We start from the raw sequence: 22,482 nt of genomic DNA, 5'->3' as shown, positions 1-22,482 counted from the left end.
GGCGCTACTCCCGCGGGAGCAGTCGTACGTCCTCCGGGCGCCCCCGCACGACGACCTGGCTCAGCGCTCCCCGGCCCTGACGAGACCCGTCTCGTATGCGAGGACCACCAACTGGGCCCTGTCGCGCGCGCCCAGCTTCGTCATCGCGCGGCTGACGTGCGTCTTGGCGGTCAGCGGGCTCATGATCAGCGCCTTGCCGATCTCCTCGTTGCTGAGCCCGGCCGCGACCAGCGCCATCACCTCGCGTTCGCGGTCGGTGAGAGCCGCGAGACGCTCGGCGCCGGCCGCCTCGGGCGCCTTGAGGCGGGCGAACTCCTCCACCACGGAGCGGGTGACCGCGGGGGCGAGCAGGCTCTGTCCGGCCGCGACGGTGCGGACCGCCGCGCGCAGGTCGTCGGGCTCGATGTCCTTGAGGAGGAAGCCCGCGGCGCCGTGTCGCAGCGCCTCGAAGACGTAGGCGTCGACCTGGTACGTGGTGAGCATGAGCACGCGCACGCCGTCGAGGGTCCGGTCGGCGGCGATGCGGCGGGTGGCCTCGATGCCGTCGACGCCGGGCATGCGGATGTCCATGAGGACGACGTCGGGCCTGGTGGTGCGCACCGCCTCGACGGCCCGTTCCCCGTCGGGCGCCTCGGCGACCACCACCAGGTCGTCGGTGAGGTCGAGCAGGGCGCGGAAGCCCGCGCGGACGACGGTCTGGTCGTCGGCGAGCACCACTCGCACGGTCACGGCCGTTCTCCGTCCATGTGTCGCTCCCGTGGTGGGGCGGTGTCTCCGACCGGGAGCGGCGGCGTGCCCGCGCCGGGTGCCGCTCCGGCCGTGTCGCGGACCGGGAGGGCGGCCCGGACCCGGAAACCGCCTCCGGCCACCGGCCCGCACTTCACCGTGCCGCCGACCGCGGTCGCCCGCTCGCGCATCCCGATCAGCCCGAAGCCGCCCGGCGCGACCACGGACGGCGCGCCGTCGTCGACGACTTCCACCACGAGGCGGCCGTCCCGGACTTCCACGGAGACAGCCGCGTGCCGGGCCCCGGAGTGCTTCACGACATTGGTCAGCGCCTCCTGCACGATGCGGTACGCGGCCAACTCGGCCATCGGCGCGAGCTGTCCGGCCACCCCCTCCTGCTGCCGCAGGGCCACCCGCACCCCGCTCCCCTCGAACCGCCCGACCAGCTCGGGGAGCCGGTCGAGTCCTGGCGCGGGCGCCGCGGACTCGCCGTCCGGCTCCCGCAGCACGGTCACCGTGGCCCGCAGCTCCCGCACGGCCTGCTTGCCCGAAAGCCGTACCTGGCGCATGGCCCCGCGCGCCATTTCGGGCCGGGCGTCGAACGCGTCCAGGGCCACCCCGGCCTGCACGGTCATCGCGGCCACCGTGTGCGCCACGATGTCGTGCAGCTCGCGCGCGATCCGAACCCGCTCCTCGTGCACCCGGCGCTCCGCCTCCCGCTCCCGGTCGGCCTCGGCACGGGCCGCGCGGGCAGCGTACGCGTCCAGCAACTCCCGTCGCGTACGCACCACTTCACCCAGAAGCAGCGGGACCAGCGGCCAGAGCATCTCAAGGAGGGGCAGCCCCTGCGGGTTCACGACGTCCCGGCCCACGATCAGCGCCACCACGCCGGAGGCGAGGGCCACGACGAGCCCCGTCCACACCGTGCGCCGCCGGTCGCCGAGGGCCGCCACCGTGTACAGCGCGACGATGAACGGCAGGTTCAGCAGCTCCCCGATGTGTCCGTACAACGCCCAGCCCGCACACGCCGCCCCGGTCACCGCGGCGACGGGCACAGGCCACCGGCGCCGCCACGCCAGCGCGGCCAGGGAGACCACGAGGAGCAGCCAGGTGAACCAGTCGGCCTGCCGGTACGCGGGATCGTTGACCGCCACGTCCGACGTCGTGAACACCCCGACCACCGCCACCACCAGCAGGTCCGTGGCGAGTGGCGGCAGCGCCCTGACCCTGGCGATGAGCGGGGCGAAGGTCGTCACGTGTCTCACGGTAGGGGGCGGGCGGAGGACGCGCATACGCCCGCTGGAGTAGCGAGAGCCCGTCCCTTCGGCCGGTGTGGCGGTCCGGCACCGGACCGCCACACCGGCCGTGGGCCGACTCAGGCAGCCCCGACGCCCCCGGTGCACGCCGCCCCGGGCTCGGGTGTCTGCGCGCCCTGGACGTACTTGTCCAGGAACTGGTCCACCCGCGGGTCGGACGCCTTGGTGACGGAGAGCTGGCGTCCCCACGCGGTGAGCGTGATGGCGCCCTTCTGCTCCTTGACCGGGCTCATCAGCGTGTACGGCGTCCCGCTGACCTTGCCGCTCAGGCGCTTGATGTCAGCGGCCGCGGCCTTGTCGTTGTACGTGATCCAGACGGCGCCGTGTTCGAGGGAGTGCACGGCGTTCTCCTTGCCGACCGGCTTGTCGTACACGTTGCCCTGGCAGTTGGCCCAGGCCTGTGCGTGGTCGCCGCCGACCGCTGGGGTCATGGGGTAGTCGACGGTCTTGTCCACGTGATTGCGGCCGAGCTTCTTGGCGTCCCAGATCTTCTCGCCTCTGACCGGGTCCGATGCCGCGGCGTCCTGCTTCTCCTGCTTGTCGTTGTACGCCACCAGCGCGTACGAGCCGTAGCCCACGAGGCCCGCGACCACGGCGACGCTCAGCGTGATGGTGAAGACGCGGTTGCGGCGGTCGCGTGCCTGCTCGGCGCGGCGCATCTCCTGGATGCGGGCCTTGCGTTCGGCGGCGGTCGCGGCGTTTGTGCCCTTCTTGGAACTCGTGCCCTTCTTGGGAGTGGAGGGGCGCGAGGACTTGGTGGATCTGCCGGACTTGCCGGACTTGGAAGTGCTCATGGTGGTGATGTCCTTGTCCCCGCCGTGCACGGGGCGCGGCGGTGGTCGCAGGAGGGATGGGAGGCGGTGCGCGCGCCGGTTCTCGAACTTCTCGGACTTCTCGGACGCGCGGGGCCGCTCTCAGGTCCGCTGCACCTGGAGGACGTGGAGGTCGGGGGCGTGCTTACGCGTGGGGCAGCGGGGCGTCGGCCACGCGGTGGGGGTGTGCCGGGGGCGTACGGACTGCTTGTCGGCGAGGAGGGCCGGGGGCTCGGGTGCCGGGAGCGTGAGCGCCGCTTGGTGCGTGCTGGCGGCGCAGCGTTCGCTGGGCGGGCAGTCGTGGGTGAGGGCAGGGGGCTTTGCTGGCGCCAGAGTTGGAGACGGTGAGTGCGACAGCGGGAGCGCCGGTGTTGCCTCGGAGTTCGCGATGTCCGTCATGTACGAGGACGACGCCGGCCCGTCGGCGCCGTCGTCCTCGTGGTGTGTCAGAGACCCGAAGCACACGCACAGCACGGCCAGGACCGAGGCCAGGGCGCAGGCGAGCACGGCACAGCGACGGACGGCCTGTCCCGTGCCGCCCCGCGTGTCCCGCATGCCTATGGCCATGGCCGCAGATAGTACGTCCACCTCGTGACCGCCACAGCTCCGGTGTGCCCCTGGCCTGTCCACCGAGGCTGAGCAGGCTTCGTAGAGTGGGGCATGCCGAGCCCATGTCCGTGCCCATGCCCCAGCCAGGAGAAGCGCCGTGAGTGAATTCGAGGCGATCGACGCGTTGCTCGCGGCCGCGCCCGACGCCACCCCGCTGCCGCCCGCCGAGCGGCGCCGAGAGCTGCGTGACGTGCTGGGCCTGTCGCGGGCACAGGTGGCTCGCGCCATGGGGGTGAGTTCGTCGACGCTCGCGGCGTGGGAGGCGGGTCGCGATCCCAGCGGGGAACTGCGCAGCCGGTACGTGTACTTCCTGCGGCAGGCGGAGGAGAAGCACCGCGCGAACGCTGCGGAGGTCCCGGTGGCGCCGCCGTCGGCGCAGCCCGAGCCCGCCCTCGACACCGACGACCAGTCCGAACTCGCCGAACCCCGCCCCTGCGTACTGTGCGGACAGCCCGCACACCACCAGGTCGAGGGCTACCCGCAGCACCTGGACCCCGCCGAGTGCGCCGCCCCCGCACCGCAACAGCCCGCCGCTCCCGCAAGCCCCGCACCCCGCCCGGAAGCCACTCCCGCCACGCCAGCCACCCCCACCACCCCGCAACGCCTGGTCCGCAGCCCCGGCCGAGGTATGAAGGTCGTGCCCGTAGGACGCCGCGCGCAAGCCGCCTCCCAAATGCCCGACCTGATCGGTGACGCCGTCGCCGCGGCACTCGCCGAACACGCAGGAGACGTGGACGCCGCCACCGCCGCGCTGCTGAAGCGCGCGATCCCGGACGCCATGGCGCTGCTCGACGAGACCCGCAAGGGCGCCCGCTACGACGTCGTGGCCCACCCCTGGGTGCCCGACATCCTGCGCAAGCAGACGGCCCGGGGCGCCGACCGCATCTGGGAGGCGCGCCCCAAGTGGACCCGCGGCGAGCTGCCGCCCGGCGCCCACGAGGTGACCGCGCTCGACATCAACGGCGCCTACCTCTCCGCCCTCAAGACCCACCTGCCGATCGGCCAGCTCGAGCACTCCACCGGCTTCGACCACGACAACCGCCGCGCAGGCGTCCACCTGATCACCCCGCCCGACTGGCACCACGACGAGGTCCTGCCCAACCCCCTGGGCAACCGCGACGAACCGGGCCCCCTGTGGGTCACCGAACCCACCCTCCGCCTGCTGCTGCGCCTGTCAGGACCGAAGTACGGGCTGTGCGAGGCGCCGGAGATCCACGAGTCGTTCACCTCCGGCGCCACGGAGAACCTCCTGGAGAAGTTCCGTATCGCGCTGAAGGACGCCCGTGACCAGGCGATCGCCGCGGACGACGAGGTGACGCTGGAGTACGTCAAGGCGATGTACTCGAAGTTCGTCTCCACGATGGGGGAGTCGAACTACAACCGCGAGCTCTACCGCCCCGACTGGATGCACCTCATCCGCTCCCAGGCCTTCTCCAACCTCTGGATGAAGGCGTTCAAGGCGTACGACGAGGGCCTCACCGTCGTCCGCGCGATGGGCACTGACGAACTGCACGTCATCGGCGACTGGCGGGCCGTTTTCCCGGAGGGGCGCGGGGTGACCGAGGTGAAGCTCAAGGACACGTACACCGTCGGCGAGCCCCACAGAATGCCGGAAGGCGAGAGGCCGTAAGCCGGAGGTCAGATGTCCTCGGGCCGGATGCGGCCGCGCCAGGCCCCCGACTCCCGCGCACGGCCCTCGATGTACTCCTTGAACCGCCGCATGTCGCCCTTCACCCGGCGGTCGATGATGCCGACCGTCTCGGCGGCCTTCTCCGCCAAGCCCTCGCTCTCGACCTCCATCACGAGCTCCACCCGGGTGCGGGACGCGTCCAGGGACTGGAAGCGGACCATGCCCATCTGCTTGATGTCGCCGCTGGTCGTACGCCAGGCGATGCGTTCGTCCGGGAGCTGGTCGACGATCTCGGTGTCGAACTCCCTGCGCGCCCCGGCGACCTTGGTGATCCAGTGGTTGCGCCGGTCGTCGAGCTGGACGACTTCCTCCACCCCCTCCATGAAGCGCGGGAACTCCTCGAACTGTGTCCACTGGTTGTAGGCAGTGCGAGCGGGAACCTCGACGTCCACCGTCTCCGTGACCGTGCTCATCAGCGTGCCTCCTCTTGGTCCGCGCACGCGGACCTGGTCTGTTCGTCGTGCTTGGGCGTCGTGCCTGCGTGGCACAGCGCCCGGGTACCCGCGAGAGCGGAAGAACACCCCCGCCGTCGCCCTCGGTGTGAATCGAGGAGTGAGGACGCCCGGAAACGGGATGCGGCCCGCCATCGACGGATGGCGGGCCGCATCACCGGACTTCAGCAGTGCACCGGTCGGACGTGCACGGAGTCGCTCAGGTGCGGAACTTGAAGGTCGCGCAGTGCTTCCAGTTGCTGTCGTCGTCGGTGGACTTGCCCTTGACGAGGGAGATGACGATCTTGTTCGTCTTGCCCTCCGGGCGGTCCAGGTCCCAGGTGAAGGACTTGCCGGCCCCTCGCAGTACCTCGTACATGGCGAAGCCGCCCGGGCCGGTCAGGTTGATGAAGACCGTGCGCCCGTCCGCCTTGCGGTCCTTCACATACAGGAAGTCACCCTTGGAGGTGTACTTCGCGTATCCGCCCGCGCAGCCCTTCGCGGCATCGGCGTGGGCCGCGGGCGCGACGAGGATGCTGGCCGCGAAGAAGGTGGCGACGCCGGCCGGCACCAGGGTGGCCGCACGGCGCATGGGTATGAGCTTCAAGTCTTTTCCCCTAGAAGGTTGTTCGACGTGCTGTCGCTGTCCGCCGGGCCCGGGCGGAGCTGCTCCGGGAGGGCGGCGCACGAGAGAGCCCGGGGCTGTGGAACCGCCTCCGGGCATCTGAGAACTCTAGTGGTGACGTGGCGCCTCGGCGTGGACGGGCCGTGTAGGCGATGCGGAGCGTCCGTGCAGGTCAGGCCTTCGCTGACCGCGTCCGGCCAGGGGTACGGGAGCATGCTTGCCGTGACTACAGGGACAGACCGGGCGCGCGGGGCGCGTAGGTGTCGTACGCGCCGCGTGGGCAGGGCGGGAGCGGGCGTGGTGCTGGCGGTCCTGACCGCTCTGGCGGCGGTCGGCTGCGGCGGTTCGGACGAGTCGGACGGGAAGGCGGCGTCGGGCAAGCGCGGGTCGAAGTCCAGTGCCGCGCAGTCCTCGGGGAGTCCGTCGGCGTCCGCGAAGCCCTCGGTGTCGGCGGCGGACGGGGACGACGTCGGCGCCTGTGCGGACGGCGACTGCGAGGTCGCGGTCTCCGATCCGGTGACGGTCCGCTTCAAGGGCCCCCGCGGTCAGGCCACGCTGACGGTGACCGAGGTCGGCCCGAACAAGGTCGAGTACGCGGTGAAGTCGGGCAGCGGCCGGTCCAAGGGCGGGGCCAGTGGTCCCGGGCAGGGCTGCATCACCGTGCTCCGCAGCAACGGCAGCGGTAACTCCTGCGGCGGCGTGGGGGACGGCCGGCCGAGCGCTCAGCCCGACGCCGTCGTGATCCAGATGGCGGGCGGGCAGGACGGCACGGCCATCCTCCACATCGTGTCGAACTGACGGCACGTCATCGGGCCGGACCGACGGCACGCCATCGAGTCGGGCTGACGGCGCATCATCGCGGCGCGGCGACCAGTGCGCGCCTCATTTCTCCTTGCGCCGCAACAGCAGCCACAGTGCGGTGACACCCGCGGCGGTGGCCAGCAGCAGGACGCGGTTGTTGCGCGCCGCCTCGGCGCCCCGGCCCGCCTGCTGCTTCAGCAGTTCAGGCGTCTGTTCCTGGATCATGTCGCCGACCTGGCCGGCCATCGCCTTGGCCTGTTCCGTGGTGTGGGCGGCCCTGGCCTTCACGTCGTGCGTCCGCTGGGTCATGGTTCAGCACTCCTTCGAGTCGGGTGAACTGGTGCGATGCGGCCTCCCGTACGGGATTCTCACCAGCGGTACCAACGCCCCCTGCGCCCGCCGTGTCCGGCCGGGCGTACGACGAAGCCGAGCAGCCACGCCACGATGAGGACGGCTGCCACCAACCACAGGAACTTGACGGCGAAACCCGCGCCGAACAGCACGAGTGCGAGCAGTAGAACGATCAGCAACGGAACCATGTCTATCAACCTCCGCCACCCCGAGTGCCCCCGAGCGGCGGCTTCACACCGGCCGGGCCCTGATCCCCTTCGCGAGACGCGCCCACGCGTCCTGGTCGTAAGGGCAGCGAGGCCGCAGGTTGACGCGCTCGCTCAGGAGCGTGCGCGCCAGGTCGTGGCGCCCGGCGTGCAGCGCCGACTCGACCAGGGTTTTCTGTACGGCGTCCCGCTGGGCGTGGCTGCCGCCGAAGGTGTGCACGCGGTGCCGCAGCGGAAGCAGCAGGTCGACGGCGTCGGCGTAGCGCCCCTGCCCGTACGCCACGAGGGCCCGGCACACCGGAAGCCCGATCTCCGCGGTCATCGGTACGTTGGAAAGGCCCGGGCGGCCGGACCCGGCGTCCCGCAGCCACGCCTCCCGGTCGCGGATGAGCTGTTCGGCGTCGGCCAGGCGGCCGGCCCCGACGTGGGCCATGACGGCGTGGACGTCGTTGAAGGCGTAGTAGGCGCCGTCGCCCCGCCGCGCCCAGGCGTCGGCGAGGGTCGCCCAGCGGTCGCCGGTGTCGGTGCCCGCGAGGTACAGCCGCCACAGCAGGGACGCGGCGTCGAGCAGCTCCATCGCCGCCCCGCCCGAACCGTCGCGGTGCACGGCGGAGTCGTAGACCGCGAGCACCTTGTCCGTGCGGCCCGTCTCGAGGACGTACAGGGCGTAGTGCCACCAGTTGTGCACGTTCAGGTAGTTGCCGGACGACCAGTCGTCCGCGCGGGCGTCGAGATAGCGGATGCCGTCCTCGTACCGCCCCTGCATCTCATAGGCGTGTACGACGGCGTGGATGCCCCAGACGTCGCGCGCGTTGCGGCCCACGGCGTCCAGGCCGGCGCGCTCGGCGAGCGTGTAGTGCCCGGCCTCCTCCAGACCGAACGCGTACATGCCCTGGAGCAGGCCGAAGTGCGGATCGTCCGTGTCCCAGGCGGACAGGGCGCCGCCGACGCGGTCGCGCAGCAGCACGGCGTTGCCCGTGAAGAAGTCGATCTGGTGGCCGACCGCGAGGGCGAGGGCGTCCCTCGGGTGGGCCACGACGAGCTCGGCGAGGACGCGGCCGGCCGCGTGCATGTCGCCGTCGAGCCACAGCGAAGCGGCCTCGACATGCATGCGCTCACGCGGCGTCAGGTCGGCGGCGTGCACGTCCGCGCGGTACATCTCGAACGCGGTGGCCGCCTCGGCCGCGTCCCGCTCCTCCGTGCCCAGCAGGCCGAGGTACGCCGCGAAGACGTTCCCCATGGCGGAGCGGGGCGAGGTGTCGAGCACCGCCCCGGCCTCCGCCACGACCTCCTCGCGGAAGTAGAGCAGGTGTTCCAGCGCCTGCTCGTAGTGCCGCACGGCGTCGGCGTCGGTGTGTGTCATCGTGTGCGCGTGCCGGTCCGTGACCACTGTGTCCTCCCGACGGGTCGCCTCGTGCCGCAGTGATCTCTGCCCCGTGGCGGGAGACCGGACACCACGGCGACCCGGACGGGGTCAGCCCTGCGGGACTTCCACGACCTGGTCGCCGTCGGGCACGTCCCGCACGGTCACCGACGCCGTCGGCACACCGAGCCCGCCCGCCACGGCGGACGTCAGCCCGGCGAAGTCCTGGCCCTCGGGCACGGGCACCTGCTCGCCCTCGCCGTAGCTCTCGATCGCCTTGGTGAAGTAGCCGGGATGCCAGGCGCCGACCGCGCCCTTCACGTCCACGGCCGTCACCGTGCGATCCCCGACCAGGCTCTTGATCCGGCCGAGGATCTGGTCGGAGCGCAGCTCGCCCGGCACCTGGAAGAGGCTCGCGTGCGCGGCCACGGCTCCGCCGGAGCGCAGGTGCACGGTGACGGTCAGGCAGCTGGTGACGCTGGGGTAGCGGATGACGCCGCCCGGTGCTGCCTCCTTGACCTGACCCTCCGTCACCACGGTTTCCGTTACGGGCAGTTGCTGCCGCACGGACGGGGCGACCCGCTCGGCCGCGGGAGCCGCGGAGGCCGTGGCGGGAGCGGCGAGGCAGGCGACGAGGGCCGCCCCGGCCGCCAGGGTCAGATGCGTACGCATGGACAAGAAGAGCTCCTAGCTCAGAGGTCAGCGTCAATCGACGTCAAAGGGAGCAACTCTATGTCGTGCTTCTATGTCGTGCTCCACCACCGCCTCGCCCCGGACGTGTCCCGCAGCGCGTTCGTCGCGCAGTGCACCTCGCCGCCGGCCCGGTGAGCCCAGGCGAAGTTCTCCACCCAGTGCACCCGCACCCCGCCCCCGGCGAGCGCCTTCTCGGTCGCGGCGCGGAACAGGTCGCGGCCGCGCAGGCGAGGGCCGTGGGGATCGGGTGCGGCGTAGTCCCGACTGGTCAGGGACAGGCCGTTGGCGATGCTGGGGGAGAGGGCGACCGCGCCCTTGGGGATGTCCGGGCGGACGGTGGCCATCGCGTACAGGACGGGCACGCGCACCAGCTCGCTGCGGTGCAGGCCGGTCTCCTTCAGCAGGACGCGGATCTGGCCGTCGATGTGGCGCGCGGCCTTCTCGTTGTCGGCGTGGAAGCCGTCGTTGTCGAGGAGTTCGTCGACGGTGGGCTTGTCCGGCAGGGTCGTGGCGGCGAACATCCGCTGCCCGCCCTCGCCCGCACGCTGAGTACGCCGCAGCAGCTCCACGGCCTGGCGGGGGTCGGCGACGGCGAGGGTCCAGCCCCGCTCGTTGTCGGCCCGCACCACGTGCACCGTCTCGTCCACGTGCCCGACGAGCAACCAGGACGTGTCGATGGTGAGGGAGGGCTGCCGGCCCTGGGCCTCGATCATCTTCACGAAGGACGCGTCGGGCTGCCGCTGCGGGTCGGTGCCGTACAGCACCCGACCCTGCGGATGACCGGCGTACGGCGGCAGCGACTCGAAGTTGCCGGTGGCGTTCTGCAGGTCAAGGCCGTTCGGCTCGCGGCCGGGTGTGAACTGCTGCACCACGCCGACGTCCGGACCACGGAAGTCACGGAACAGCAGGCGGGCGGAGCGGCTCAACGTGGTCTTCCCACCCTCGGGCGCCGTCCACCGCATCGGCGTACGCAACATGACGCGCATGGTGTGCACCCGGCCGCCGGGCGCGGGCACGCTCGCCACCGTGGGCTCCACCATGTCCTGCCGCCAGATGTCGCGCCACCACTGCTGGGTACCGGCTGTGAAGGTCACGTCGCGGCTGGTCAGGCCTGCGGCTCGCGCCGCCTCGCGCAGCGAGGAGGCGAACGGCCGCCACTCGCGCGGCTTGTGGCCGTTGCCGCCGCCTCCCGGCCCGGGGATGGCGTCGCTATCGGGGCCGGGCTTGGCGGCGAAGACGCTCTGCGCGCGCTGGAGGTCGTTCTGGAACAGCACGGGAGCCACCTTGAGCCGTACGCGATCGACGGCATCTGAGGCGGTGCGTCCCTCGCCGCCGCGCACCGTGAGGGTCACGTCGACCTCGCCGTTCCAGCGCCGCGGGTCCCGTACGATGTCGCGTCCCTCCAGGGCGAGTTCGACCCCCGCACGCAGTTCGCGCGCGGTGAGGGGACCGCGCAGCACACGCAGCTTTCCGTCGCGCTTGACGAACAGCCGGACGTACGGCCGCTGCGCCGCGGGCACCTCGACGTGGCCCGTGGCCGTGTCGCCCACCGCCGTCGGCGGAATGCGCAACGGCGCCAGATCGGCCGTGTCCCGCGGCCCGTTGACCCGCTCGTCCGCCGCGTCGTTGCAGGCCGCGAGGCGGGTGTCGACGGCCGGATCGGCGCGGTCCAGGTCGCCGGGGCGCATCCGGCAGCGGCGGGAGTCGTCGTCGACGTTCGCGAGGAACACCGCCCCGCGCCCCGGCCGCCAGGCGTCCTCGCCGGCCTCGTCGGAGGCACCTGTGACGTCCACGCGGCCGTCCTGGTTGACGTCGGCGCTCAGGTCCGCGTGCGGCGGCTGGTCCCGGGCAGTGGCCGGGGGACCGGCGAGGGCGGTGGCGGCGAGGAGGGTGACGGTGGCGGCGGCCGCGGTCCGCAGCGTGTGGGATTTCATGGGAGTCGATGGACTCGATGCCTTGGGCACAGGGCCTCCTTGAGGCGGGCGCAAGCAGGTGCGGGGAATGTCCGCTTCCATTTTCGTCCGCCTCAAGGGGGGCTACATCCTGCGGTGTGCGGAAGCCGCCACTACATCGGTCGGGCTACCGCCTTGCCGCCCCGTCCTCCTTGGGGTGTGTTCAGGGGTACGACACGACCTTTGACGGAATGGTGTCGGTGCCCGACGTCGGCGCACCCGTGTCGTTGATGACACGCTCGTACTGCCCCTTGCCGCCCAGCGAGACGACCAGCAGATGGTGGAACTTCACGCCGGGCTTCGTGGGCGCGGCGAAGCCGTGGTGCTGGACGATGCCGGGGTCGACGTTGTAGTAGCAGTAGCTCCCGACGCCCCACGCCTCGTGCGTGTTCACGGAGTCGGCGACCAGGTAGGCCGCGTAGCCCTTGATGTCGCCGTTCTGGATGGCGGCCTGGTTGGGGGCGTCGTACGCCTTCTCGTTCTGGTAGAAGATGGTGCGCCCGCGCTCGCCGTACCACTGCACGTCGTACTTGTTGAAGTGCTCCACGAACAGGCCCGTGGCCAGGACGTCGGAGCCGTTGACGCGGACGCCGTAGTCGGCGCGGTTGGTCTCCCAGCCGACGCCGTCGCCGTGGTCGGCGCGCCAGACCCAGGTGTGGTCGACGATGGTGTGACGGCTGTTGACGACCATGCTGGTGGTGGCCTTGCCGGGGCCCGCGCCGCCGATGCGGATGAACACGTCCTGGACGGTGACGGGGTTGGCGGAGTGGTCGGCGGAGGCGCCCTGCGGGCCGACTTCGAGGAGCGTGGGGGAGTTGACGGGGCCGGCGTCGATGAGGAATCCGGCCAGGCGCACCCCGTCGACGTCGGCGACCTTCATGGCGGTGACGCCGTTGTCGGGAATGAGGGTGGCGTACCCGAGACCGAGGACGACGGCGTCGGCCCGCCGCACCTCCACCGTCCGGTCGAGGTGGTAGATCCCGGGGGTGAGCAGCAGGTGCAGCCCTTCCTCCAGCGCCTGGTTGAGGGTCGCCGCCGACACGCCTGGCCGGGCGACGTAGAACCGTGACAACGGCACCGAGGTGCCGCGCGGCGTGCCGTTGCCCCAGGACACCCCGCGGGCGTTGGTGCGCAGCTCAGGCAGGAAGACCTTGTACTCGGCGCCGTCCACGTACAGGAAGGGCTTCTCGCGGGAGAGGGGAGTGGTCTGGAGCGTGGTGTACGGCGGGTCGGGGAAGCTCTGCGCGGGCGCGCCCTCGACACCGGAGAACACCATGTTCCACACGGCGTTGCGCCAGCCGCCGACCGAACTGTCGCGCGTGTACCACTGCTGCTGGGAGTACGGTCCGACCTCGCCGTCGATGCGGCTGTCCGCGATGTAGCCGCCGCTCGCCCAGCCGTACCCGGTGGGCGCGAGGTTGAGCCCGCCGCGGATGTGCATGCGCCGGAACGGCGCGGCCTGCGAGACGGCCCACCGGTTCGTGCCGTTGACCGGTATCAGCGCCAGGTTCTCGGCGGACCGCCAGAAGTTCTGGGTGGCATTGCCGTCGAACCAGCCCGCGTCGACGGTGACATCGCCGTTGAAGGTCGTGTCGTCGGGGGACAGCCCCAGACCGGCGATGGAGGTATAGAACCCGATCTGCGCGTTGAGGCCCTGATACGTGCCGGGCTTGAACAGGAGCGCGTAGCGCCCGGTGCCGAACTGCGCCCTCTCCTGCTTCTTGAAGATCTCGTCCAGCTTGGCCTGGATGCCGCCGGTGGAGGGCTCGAAGACGATGACGTTGGGGCCGAGGTCGCCGCCGCCGGGGAGGCGGGGCGCCTTCTTGGCGGGCGGGGCGGGTGCTGCCGCCGGTTCCGCCTGGGCCGCTCCGGCTGCGGCGGCCGGACCCGCCACGGCGAGCAGCGCGGGCACGGATGCGGCGGCGGCGCCCAGGACGGTGCGGCGGGAGGCGGGGGTGGGAGGCGTGGGGGAAGGAGGCATGGTGGGGGCACTCTCCTGGTTCGGTGGTTCAGGAAATGAACACATGAGGGGTTGGGAGCGCTCTCTGCCGTTGCATGCTTCATCCGCGTGAATCCGGCGTCAAGAGAAGCGACCGGAGTTCCGTGAAAACTTGAACGAGCGAAGGCCTGTGTCAGGGCGCTGAGTTGAGTCCTCTGTCAAACGCTCTGGACGGCGGTGCCGGTGCCTTCGAGTGCGGTGACTTCGTCGGCGGGTGCGGTGGTGTCGGTGACGAGGGCGTGCAGGAGGGTGGAGGGGCCGACGTAGGCGTAGGCGGTGTGGCCGAGTTTGCTGCCGTCGGCGGCGACGATCACTCGGCGGGCGGAGGCGATGCCCGCCTTCTTCACCGCGGCGTCGTCGAGGTCGTAGGCGGTCAGGCCGTCGGCCGCGGTCAGCCCGCAGCAGCCGATGACAGCGGTGTCGAAGCGCACGGCTGCCAGGGAGGCCAGGGTGAGAGGGCCGGTGAGGGCGCCTTCGGCGGCGCGGGGCCGGCCGCCGGGCACCATCAGCGTGGCCGGACCGGGTGTCTCACCGAGCAGGTGGATGGCCTGCAGGGACAGGGGCATCACGGTGACGGCCCGCTCGCGCAGGAGGCGGGCGACTTCCAGGCAGGTGGTGCCGCTGTCCAGCAGCACGCTCTCGCCGTCGGCGATGCGTGCGGAGACCTCGGCCGCGATCCGCTGTTTGGCGGCGACCGCCTCGTGGGCGCGCAACGCGAAGGGAGGCTCCTCGCCCCTGAGCAGCAGGGTGCGCGCCCCGCCGCGGACGCGTTCAAGGACGCCTTGAGCGGCCAGGGTGTCGAGGTCGCGCCGGATGGTCATCTCCGAGGCGCCGGTCAGCTCCGCGAGCTCGTGGACCGTGGCGCCGCCCGAGTCCCTGACGACCTTCGTGATCAGCCGGTGCCGGTCTGCATTGCTCATACCGCGATTGAACACCACCGAGTATCAAGCATGCATGATGTTCATTCTCGAGACTTTCGAACAGTAAATATGTTCGTTACGGTGGGCGGCATGGAACGTTCGCTTCGAGCCGCCCGCGTGGCGACGTATGTCTACTTCGTCCTGTGCGGCACCTTGATGGGCACCTGGGTGGTGCACATCCCCGCCATCGAGGAACGCGTGGGCATCAGCCACGCCTCGCTCGGCGGCCTGCTGGTGCTGCTCGGGCTCGGGGCCTTCATCGGAATGCGGGTGGCCGGCCCCCTCACCGACCGCCTCGGCGCCCGCGTCGTGGTCCCCGCCGGCGGCATACTGTGCGGCGCGGCCCTGATCCTGCCCGGCCTCGCCCGGGATCCGTGGACCCTGGCCGGCGCCCTGCTGGTCTTCGGGTTCTGCAACGGCTGCCTGGACGTGAGCATGAACGCCCACGCCGTGCACGTGGAAAAGGCGTACGGCCGGCCCGTCATGTCGGGTTTCCACGCCACGTTCTCCGTCGGAGGTGTCCTCGCCGCGCTCGCCGGAGCGGGCGCCGCGAGCGCCGGCCTGAACCCGGCCGCGGGCATGGCCGCCATGGGAGCCATGGGCATCGTGATCGCCCTCGGATCGGCGCGTGCCCTGCTGCCCACCGCTCCCGCTGTCGAGAGCCCCGGATCCGGCTCCCCGGAGAAGGCCGAGGCGTCACCGGCCGATACCCGCCGCAGTGCCAAGGGACGCGTCTGGCTCCTCGCCGTCCTGGCGCTCATGGTCATGCTGTGCGAGGGCGCCGCCAACGACTGGAGTGCCCTGCACTTGAAGGACGTCCTCGGTGCGCCCGCCGGCACGGCCGCCTTCGCGTACGGCACTTTCGCCGCGGCCATGACCATCGGCCGGCTGCTCGCGGACCGCTTCGTCGCACGGTTCGGTTCCGCGGCGATCCTGCGCCACGGCGCGGCCACCGCAGCTGTCGGCATCACACTCGTGGCCCTCGGCCCGTGGATGTGGGCCGCTTTCACCGGCTGGGCACTGTTCGGGCTTGGCCTGTCCGGCTGTGTCCCGCAGCTGTTCAGCGCTGCCGGGCACGCCGACCCCGCTGCGGCCGGTGCCAACGTCTCCCGCGTCGCCGGACTCGGCTACGTCGGCATGCTCGCCGGCCCCGCCGTCATCGGCTGGCTGACCCACCTCGTCGCCCTCAACCACGCCTTCGTCCTGCTGACTCTGCTGTGTGTGACCACCGCTGTCGCCGCCGGTGTCCTGCGCACCGGATCCGTCCGCACCCGCGAGAGCGAGATGGCGTCCAGCGGCCACTGACCGCTTGTGCGGCACGGTCCCTGACCCCCGTGCCGCACAAGCCCTCAACTCCCCGGCCACCAGGGGCCGGAGAGGGAAACCCCCAGCCGACCGAAGGAGCCCCCCGATGCCCGAGCCCCACGCATTGCCCGCCCGCGGCCGTGTCGGTGTCATGCTGCCTCGCGATCTTCCCGTCGGCGACGTGCTGCCCTACGCGCGGCGAGCCGAAGCACTGGGGTTCGACCAGATCTGGGTGGTGGAGGACCTCGGCTGGCGCGGCGGCATCGCACAGGCCGCCACCGTCCTGGCCGGCACCACGAACATCACCGTCGGCATCGGCATCCTGCCCGCCGGCGCCCGCAACGTGTCCTTCGCCGCGATGGAACTGGCCACCCTCGCCCAGCTCCACCCCGGCCGCCTCATCGCCGGCATCGGTCACGGCATGCCCGACTGGATGCGCCAGGCCGGATCCTGGCCGGCCAGCCCCCTGACGCTGCTCAAGGAGTACACGACCGCGCTGCGCCTGCTTCTCGCCGGTAGGCCCGGCCCCGCCAACGGCCGCTTCGTGCGCTGTGAAGGCGTCGTCCTCACCGAGACCCCCGACATCGTCCCTCCGGTCGTCCTGGGCGTCCGCGGCCCCAGATCACAGGAAGCCGCGGGCGAGGTCGCCGACGGACTCCTCCTGGCCGAGCCCGCGGCCCCCTCCTACATCACCGCCTCCTTGCACCACCTGGGCCCCGCCGCCTCCGCGAACCGTCCAGAGATCGTCACCTACGACGCCGCAGCCGTCGATGACAACGAGGAAGCCGCCCTCGCCCGCGTCCGCGCCGGCCTGGAGGCGATCGGCGAGCCGGGCTGGGCCGCACACATCGACCCGCTGCCCTTCGCCACCGAACTGCGCGCACACCGCGCCGCCTGCCCCGACGCCCGGCACTTCGCCCAGACCATGCCCGACGCCTGGGTCCGCGAACTGAGCATCGCCGGCACCCCCGATCAGGCACGTGACGCGATCAACGCCCGCCATGCAGCCGGCGCGACCAGCGTCGTCCTCGCCCCGGCGGGCCCCGACGCCCTGGCCGCACTCGGCTCGATCGCCCGCGCCCTGCCCCACAAGCCCTGAACCGAACACTCCGAGATACCAAAGGAACCGACCATCATGTCCACCGACCGCCGCATCGTGCTCTTCGACCTCTTCGGGGTCATAGCCCGCCACCAACGCCCGGGCGCACTGGAGAAGATGGCCGCTCGCTGCCACTCCTCCCTCGACGCCTTCACCACGGCCTACTGGACCCACCGCCCGCCCTACGACGCCGGCCGGCACACCGCATCCGTGTACTGGACAGAAGTACTGAACACGCTGTCCTGCCCCGCCGACGCCGACGCGATCGAGGAACTGCGGCTCACCGACATCGACAGCTGGTCCCGCGTCGACGACGGCATGGTCACCTACGTGCAGTCCCTGCGAGACCGCGCCGAGGTCGCCTTGCTCTCCAACATCCCCGCCGACCACGCGGACGTCTTCCTCGCCGCCCAACCCTGGCTGCACGGCCTCGACCACGTCGCCTTCTCCGGAAAGATCAAAGCAGCCAAGCCCGACCCGGCCGCCTTCCAGCACTGTGTCATCGCCCTGCAGGCCGCACCCGCCGACTTCCTCTTCGTCGACGACCGCGAGGAAAACGTCCGCGCGGCTCAGGCCGTCGGCATGAACGGCCACTTCTTCACCGGACAGAACGAACTCTCAGCCGTCATCGACGCGTGGCTGCCGACCCGAGGTTCGCCGCCGTCAGCGAGCGAACTTCTCGATGGCCGCCGGCGTGACGGGGGTGAAGAAGTTGACGAGGTTGCCGTCGGGGTCGCGGAGCAGGAGTGACCGGTTGCCCCAGGGCATCGTGGTGGGCTCGGTCACGAAGTCGGCGACGAATTCGGCAAGGTTCCGGTATACGCCGTCCACGTCGGCGACGAGGAACTCGATGATCACGGTGCTGTTGTCGGCCGGACGGGCGGAGCCGGGCGCGAACAGTGCCACGGTGCGGGTGCTGCCGATCGCGAGGGTCGCGCCGGCGGTCTGTATCTCGGCGAAGTCCTCGGTGGACCAGTCCGCCCGCACTCCGGTGGCTCGCTCGTAGAAGTCCACGAGGCGCGCGATGTCGCCGGTGATGATCCGGATCGAAACGAAGTCCATGGCGCTCTCCTCGGGTTGGTGAAGCCGTTGCACCTCGGACGCTAAAGCAAATAGTGGACAGAATCGGTCCGGTATCAACGCTAAGGTCTTGGCCATGGCTCGACCTACCAGCCGTGTCCTCACCCTCCTGGAACTCCTTCAGTCGGGCGGTATCAGAACGGTGGCCGAACTCGCCGACCGGCTCGGCGTCGACGGGCGCACCGTGCGGCGGTACGTGGCCCACCTGGTCGACCTCGACATTCCCGTCGAGGCGGTCCGTGGCCGCTATGGCGGGTACCGGCTCGCCCCCGGGTATCGCCTGCCCCCGCTCATGCTCAACGACGACGAGGCGCTCGCCGTGCTGCTCGGCCTCGTCGCCGGCCGCAGGACGGGGTTGCTGACGGCGACTGAGACCGCGGGCGAGACGGCAGCGGCCAAGATCCGCCGGGCACTGCCCGAGCGCCTGGCCCGTCGGCTCGACGCCGTCATGGAATCCCTCGCCTTCACGGCTCCGCCCGGCGAGTCGGCCACCCCGGAGACAGGGGTCCTGCTCGCCATCGCCGATGCGGTACGCCAACGCCGCCCGATCTCGATCAGGTACACCACCCGCGACGGCCGACGAAGCACACGCACGCTGCACCCGTACGGGATCGTCACCCATGCGGGCCGGTGGTACGTCACGGGCACCGATCCCGGGATCGGCCACGACCGGACCTTCCGGCTCGATCGCATCGCGGACGCGAGGACGCTGCCGGGCTCCTTCGAGCCGCCCGCTGGACTCGATCCGGTTCAGCGCGTCCTGTCAGGGCTCGCCAAGGCGGCGTACCGGTACGAGGTGACCCTGCGGATCCACGGGACGGTCGAACAGATCCGCACCCGACTCCCCGCCAGCGTCGCGAGCGTGGAGGCGCCCGCGCCCGCGGAAGGAACAGATCCGGACACAGCGCGTTGGCTCCACGTCGAATTGAGAGCAGAGCGGCTCGACTGGCTGCCTCCCGTACTCGCCTCACTCGACCTGCCGTTCGTCATCGAGCGACCGGACGAACTCCGAGACCTCGTCATCGCACTCGCCGACCGGCTCGCCACCTCCGCCCGCCAAGCCTGACGTCGTCAACTGCTGCGGGGTGCCTGACGGTGCAGACCAGTTAGTCGCTTGGGTATGCCCGAAGCTGCAAGTGCACACTGCAACGTTGATCCAAAACCCGGCGAACTCGGCGCCCACGCCGCCGAGTTCGGCGGAACAACCTCTTGCGTGGGCAACGATTCCTCTGTCACATTCGCCCCAGCCGAACATGGCATGCACGCGCCATAGCTCAACCCGCCTGTCGTGCGTGCGCCCCGACCGCATACCTATGCGGTCAAGTCCCCATGAAGTCCTTATGAAGGACGCTCCAACCCCCACACAATGGAGACGAACGTGCGAATATCCAGACTCGTCCCCGCGCTCGCGGCCACCGCCATCGCCGTCCTCGGGCTCGCCCCCACGGCATCGGCGCAGACGGCACCCAGCGCGAACGCCCCCGCCGTCGCGACGGGCACCTCCGCCCATCCGATCATCGGCGGCGGCTACGCCAGCAACGCCCCCTGGGCGGCCCGGCTCTTCTCCAACGGCCGCCAGACCTGCAGCGCCACGATCATCGCCCCGACCTGGATCCTCACCGCGAAGCACTGCGTCAGCGGCGGCGGCCTCTCGTTCCGCATCGGCAGCCTCGACCAGACCACGGGCGGCACCACGGCCAACGCCGTCAGCGTCCACAACAACGCGAGCTCCGACCTGTCCCTGGTCAAGCTCGACCGCTCCGTGTCGGCCACCTACGCCCGCCTCGGCCAGCCGGGTTCCGTGACGGTGGGCCAGACCGTGCAGGTGTACGGCTGGGGCGCGACGTCCCAGTGCGGCTCCGAGATCAACTGCCAGTCCCGGCTCCTGAAGGTCGCCGACGTCGTCGTCACCGGCGGCTGCCGCGACGCCTACCAGGGCCAGGCCATCTGCGCCCGGCGCGGCAACGGCATCACCGCGGGCGGCGACTCGGGCGGCCCGATGATGGCGAACGGCATCCAGGTCGGCGTCGCGTCCACCAGCGACCGCCAGACCACGACGGCCTACACGAACCTGACGGCGTACCGCTCCTGGATCCAGAGCGTGGCCGGAGTCTGAGTTCGAGTTCCAAGTGTTGAGTTCGAAGTCCGAGTGACGCCGGGCCCGCGGCCGTTGACGCCGCGGGCCCGGTCCCCGTCCCGCAGCACCCCAGAGACCGGAGCCCCTCACGTTGCGTCCCCGCCCGCGTGTCCTGACCGCCGCAGCCTTCGCCCTCACCATGGCCGTCGGCTTCGTCCCCGCCGCCGACGCGCGGCAATCGGCGGGCGGGGAGGTGCGGCAGCCGGCGCGTGGGGCAGCAACTAGCGCTTCGGGGTACGAGAAGTCAGCCCCGCCGGACACGGACGGCACCCCCGCCTCGTACGCGAACGGCACCCCCTCCTCGTACGCCGACGTCCTCGACCTCCAAGGCGTGCCGGCCTCCGCCGACCCCGGCGAGTTCAACCCGCTCAACGTCTTCGCCGACCGCGGCGCCTGGCACGCCTACGCGCTGCCGTCGGCGAGCGACCCGTCGACGTACGGGGGCTTCACCGGCCCGCTGCACATCGCCCAGGAATACCCCTGGTGGCTGAGCAAGTCCTTCAGCCGGATCCGGCTCACCGAGGCGGGCAAGGCACTGGACCTCGCCGCCCGAGGCACCCCACGCCTCACCTCACTGCCCGGACTGCTGCGCCAGACGTACCGCCTCGACGGCCTCCGCCTCACCCTGGAACTGCGCTTCGCCACCGACCGAACCGCCCTGGTCAGGGCCCGGATCCAGAACACCGGCCGGGCGCCGCGCACCCTCGCCGCCGACTGGACCGGCACGTTGCTGCGCCCCGAGGCGCCGCCCCAACGCGACGCGCCCGCCCTGACGGCCACGCCCAGAGGTGTCGCCGTCGGCTTCGCCCGGGTCCGGGAGAAGTGGGACTACCTCACCGACGGCACCGAGCGCTTCGAGGTCACCCACCGTGCCCCCGTCCGCACGACCGTCACGGGTGACACCTACCGCAGCGAACTCGCCGCCCCTCTCTCCCTCGCGCCCGGCGCCGCCCGCACCCTGGACTGGGCCGAGAGCTACACCTTCACCCCGGCCGAGCGGGCGCGCGAGGCCGCCTCCGTGCGCCGCGTCCTCGCCCGCCCCGCCACCACCGCCGCGTCCGGCGACGCGCGCTGGCGTGGCTACGTCGCCGGGGTCACCCGCGGCGTCCCGGCCGACCGTCGCCGCCTGGCCGTGAAGTCGCTGGAGACCCTGGTCACCAACTGGCGTTCCGCCGCAGGTCGGATCAGGCACGACGCGATCAGCCCGTCCCTCTCGTACAAATGGTTCGCCGGCGGTGTCTGGGCCTGGGACACCTGGAAGCAGGCCGTCGGCACGGCCCGCTTCGCCCCTCGGCTCGCGCAGTCCCAGATCCGCGCCATGTTCGACCACCAGATCCGGCCCACCTCGGCGACCCGGCCTCAGGACGCCGGGATGATCCCCGACGCCGTCTTCTACAACGACCCGTCCGACGGCGGAGGCAACTGGAACGAACGCAACAGCAAGCCGCCGCTGGCCGCGTGGGCGGTGTGGGAGGTCTACCGGCACAGCGGTGACCGGGCGTTCCTGCGCGAGATGTATCCGAAGCTGGCCGCGTACCAGGCCTGGTGGTACCGCAACCGTGATCACGACCGCGACGGGCTCGCCGAGTACGGCGCGACGGTCGACCCAGCCAACGACAGCACGGAGCAGCGGCGGCTCGCCGCGGCCTGGGAGAGCGGCATGGACAACGCGCCGCGCTTCGACGCCGCCCTCGGGACGTCCGTCGTCGCCAACCACGACGCCACCGGCACGGTGACCGGCTACTCGCTCACCCAGGAGTCCGTCGACCTCAACGCCTACCTCGCCGCCGACCAGGGCCATCTCGCGTCCATCGCGGGCGAGTTGAAGGACACCGCGGGGGAGCGGCGCTGGCGCGGCAGAGCGGCCGCCACGCATCGGGCGGTGCGGACGCGGATGTACGACCCGAAGGACGGCTGGTTCCACGACACGGCCCTCGACAGCGGCGAGCCGCTCACCGCGCGGGGCCGGGGCATCGAGGGCGCGATCCCCCTCTGGACCGGCACGGCAACGCCCGCGCAGGCGGCCGCCGTACGCGACAGACTGACGGACCCGAACGAGTTCGCCACCCCCGTGCCCTTCTCGACCGTCGCCCGTAGCTCGCCCTACTTCGCCCCGCAGCGCTACTGGCGCGGCCCGGTCTGGCTCGACCAGGCGTACTTCGCGCAGGCGGGACTACGGCGGTACGGCTACGCGGCGCAGGCCCGCGCCCTGACGGACCGGCTCCTCACCACCGCACACGGACTGTCGTCCCGCAGCCCGGTGATGGAGAACTACGACCCCTTGACCGGCGCACCCCTGAACTCACCCAACTTCAGCTGGTCGGCGGCGGTGCTGCTGCCGATGCTGAGCCGGCGCTGAGGGGGCCG

The 22,482-nt window shown here is 71.4% G+C and carries 22 protein-coding genes; 8 read left to right on the top strand and 14 right to left on the bottom strand.

The window, feature by feature from the left end; genetic code table 11:
- Positions 1-60: 60 nt before the first annotated feature.
- The 4 genes from IEY91_RS18140 to IEY91_RS18125 all read right to left on the bottom strand — a co-directional run bounded on the left by IEY91_RS18140 (position 61) and on the right by IEY91_RS18125 (position 3,421).
- On the bottom strand, positions 61-729 hold the full coding sequence (locus IEY91_RS18140; RefSeq protein WP_189174777.1) for a response regulator: 669 nt from the start codon (positions 727-729) through the stop codon (positions 61-63).
- Entirely contained in the window at positions 726-1,982 is a 1,257-nt protein-coding gene (locus IEY91_RS18135) for a sensor histidine kinase (RefSeq protein ID WP_189174776.1), read from the bottom strand. Before IEY91_RS18135 ends, IEY91_RS18140 begins: the two co-directional genes overlap by 4 nt.
- Positions 1,983-2,101: 119 nt before the next feature.
- Positions 2,102-2,836, bottom strand: coding sequence for a thioredoxin-like domain-containing protein (locus IEY91_RS18130; protein WP_189174775.1), 735 nt, complete (start codon positions 2,834-2,836; stop codon positions 2,102-2,104).
- A gap of 120 nt (positions 2,837-2,956) precedes the next feature.
- Positions 2,957-3,421, bottom strand: a complete 465-nt coding sequence (locus IEY91_RS18125) for a hypothetical protein (RefSeq protein ID WP_189174774.1) — start codon at positions 3,419-3,421, stop codon at positions 2,957-2,959.
- A 139-nt stretch (positions 3,422-3,560) separates the two neighbouring features.
- Between IEY91_RS18125 and IEY91_RS18120 the strand changes: the two genes are divergently transcribed.
- Positions 3,561-5,093: a helix-turn-helix domain-containing protein gene (locus IEY91_RS18120; protein ID WP_189174773.1), complete on the top strand. Its 1,533-nt coding sequence runs from the start codon at positions 3,561-3,563 to the stop codon at positions 5,091-5,093.
- A gap of 8 nt (positions 5,094-5,101) precedes the next feature.
- Here IEY91_RS18120 and IEY91_RS18115 read toward each other — a convergent pair whose 3' ends face one another.
- Together IEY91_RS18115 and IEY91_RS18110 are read right to left on the bottom strand one after the other, a co-directional pair.
- A complete protein-coding gene (locus IEY91_RS18115; RefSeq protein ID WP_164327577.1) occupies positions 5,102-5,566 on the bottom strand; it encodes an SRPBCC family protein in 465 nt (154 codons plus the stop codon).
- Positions 5,567-5,804: 238 nt separating this feature from the next.
- Positions 5,805-6,191, bottom strand: a complete 387-nt coding sequence (locus tag IEY91_RS18110; RefSeq protein WP_164327578.1) for a hypothetical protein — start codon at positions 6,189-6,191, stop codon at positions 5,805-5,807.
- Positions 6,192-6,506: 315 nt separating this feature from the next.
- On the opposite strand from IEY91_RS18110, the gene IEY91_RS18105 reads away from it, so the two are divergent.
- Positions 6,507-7,007 carry a hypothetical protein gene (locus IEY91_RS18105; protein ID WP_229697052.1) on the top strand — a complete coding sequence of 167 codons (501 nt, stop codon included), beginning with the start codon at positions 6,507-6,509 and terminating at the stop codon, positions 7,005-7,007.
- Positions 7,008-7,091: 84 nt separating this feature from the next.
- Here the strand turns inward: IEY91_RS18105 and IEY91_RS18100 are convergent, their stop codons facing one another.
- The 7 genes from IEY91_RS18100 to IEY91_RS18070 all read right to left on the bottom strand — a co-directional run bounded on the left by IEY91_RS18100 (position 7,092) and on the right by IEY91_RS18070 (position 14,494).
- Entirely contained in the window at positions 7,092-7,319 is a 228-nt protein-coding gene (locus tag IEY91_RS18100) for a hypothetical protein (RefSeq protein ID WP_189174772.1), read from the bottom strand.
- A gap of 59 nt (positions 7,320-7,378) precedes the next feature.
- Positions 7,379-7,549: a hypothetical protein gene (locus IEY91_RS18095; RefSeq protein ID WP_016643903.1), complete on the bottom strand. Its 171-nt coding sequence runs from the start codon at positions 7,547-7,549 to the stop codon at positions 7,379-7,381.
- Positions 7,550-7,592: 43 nt separating this feature from the next.
- Positions 7,593-8,930, bottom strand: a complete 1,338-nt coding sequence (locus tag IEY91_RS18090) for a tetratricopeptide repeat protein (protein WP_229697051.1) — start codon at positions 8,928-8,930, stop codon at positions 7,593-7,595.
- A gap of 111 nt (positions 8,931-9,041) precedes the next feature.
- Positions 9,042-9,602 carry a hypothetical protein gene (locus tag IEY91_RS18085; protein ID WP_189174770.1) on the bottom strand — a complete coding sequence of 187 codons (561 nt, stop codon included), beginning with the start codon at positions 9,600-9,602 and terminating at the stop codon, positions 9,042-9,044.
- A 71-nt stretch (positions 9,603-9,673) separates the two neighbouring features.
- Entirely contained in the window at positions 9,674-11,557 is a 1,884-nt protein-coding gene (locus tag IEY91_RS18080) for a protein-arginine deiminase family protein (RefSeq protein ID WP_189174769.1), read from the bottom strand.
- Between the two features lie 181 nt (positions 11,558-11,738).
- On the bottom strand, positions 11,739-13,556 hold the full coding sequence (locus IEY91_RS18075; protein ID WP_189174768.1) for a pectate lyase-like domain-containing protein: 1,818 nt from the start codon (positions 13,554-13,556) through the stop codon (positions 11,739-11,741).
- Positions 13,557-13,732: 176 nt separating this feature from the next.
- On the bottom strand, positions 13,733-14,494 hold the full coding sequence (locus IEY91_RS18070; RefSeq protein ID WP_189174767.1) for a DeoR/GlpR family DNA-binding transcription regulator: 762 nt from the start codon (positions 14,492-14,494) through the stop codon (positions 13,733-13,735).
- A gap of 90 nt (positions 14,495-14,584) precedes the next feature.
- On the opposite strand from IEY91_RS18070, the gene IEY91_RS18065 reads away from it, so the two are divergent.
- The 3 genes from IEY91_RS18065 to IEY91_RS18055 all read left to right on the top strand — a co-directional run bounded on the left by IEY91_RS18065 (position 14,585) and on the right by IEY91_RS18055 (position 17,648).
- A complete protein-coding gene (locus tag IEY91_RS18065; RefSeq protein WP_229697050.1) occupies positions 14,585-15,799 on the top strand; it encodes an MFS transporter in 1,215 nt (404 codons plus the stop codon).
- A 106-nt stretch (positions 15,800-15,905) separates the two neighbouring features.
- Positions 15,906-16,898 (top strand): LLM class flavin-dependent oxidoreductase, encoded by a 993-nt coding sequence (locus tag IEY91_RS18060; protein ID WP_189174765.1) that lies wholly within the window; start codon positions 15,906-15,908, stop codon positions 16,896-16,898.
- 36 nt (positions 16,899-16,934) lie between these two features.
- Complete coding sequence (locus tag IEY91_RS18055) at positions 16,935-17,648, top strand: HAD family hydrolase (RefSeq protein WP_189174764.1); 714 nt, start codon at positions 16,935-16,937, stop codon at positions 17,646-17,648.
- Here the strand turns inward: IEY91_RS18055 and IEY91_RS18050 are convergent.
- A complete protein-coding gene (locus tag IEY91_RS18050) occupies positions 17,562-17,960 on the bottom strand; it encodes a VOC family protein (protein WP_189174763.1) in 399 nt (132 codons plus the stop codon). The genes IEY91_RS18055 and IEY91_RS18050 overlap by 87 nt on opposite strands.
- 94 nt (positions 17,961-18,054) lie before the next feature.
- Here IEY91_RS18050 and IEY91_RS18045 point away from each other — a divergent pair, with 94 nt between their 5' ends.
- The 3 genes from IEY91_RS18045 (at position 18,055) to IEY91_RS18035 (ending at position 22,474) form a co-directional block, all read left to right on the top strand.
- Positions 18,055-19,044: a helix-turn-helix transcriptional regulator gene (locus IEY91_RS18045; RefSeq protein WP_189174762.1), complete on the top strand. Its 990-nt coding sequence runs from the start codon at positions 18,055-18,057 to the stop codon at positions 19,042-19,044.
- 312 nt (positions 19,045-19,356) lie between these two features.
- A complete protein-coding gene (locus IEY91_RS18040) occupies positions 19,357-20,094 on the top strand; it encodes a S1 family peptidase (RefSeq protein WP_189174761.1) in 738 nt (245 codons plus the stop codon).
- 112 nt (positions 20,095-20,206) lie between these two features.
- Complete coding sequence (locus IEY91_RS18035; RefSeq protein WP_229697049.1) at positions 20,207-22,474, top strand: MGH1-like glycoside hydrolase domain-containing protein; 2,268 nt, start codon at positions 20,207-20,209, stop codon at positions 22,472-22,474.
- Positions 22,475-22,482 lie beyond the last annotated feature (8 nt).

The sequence above is a fragment of the Streptomyces lasiicapitis genome, from assembly GCF_014646335.1.
Lineage (GTDB): Bacteria > Actinomycetota > Actinomycetes > Streptomycetales > Streptomycetaceae > Streptomyces > Streptomyces lasiicapitis.
Note: the sequence above shows the minus strand (reverse complement) of the source record. Positions and strands in the feature narration are given on the sequence as shown.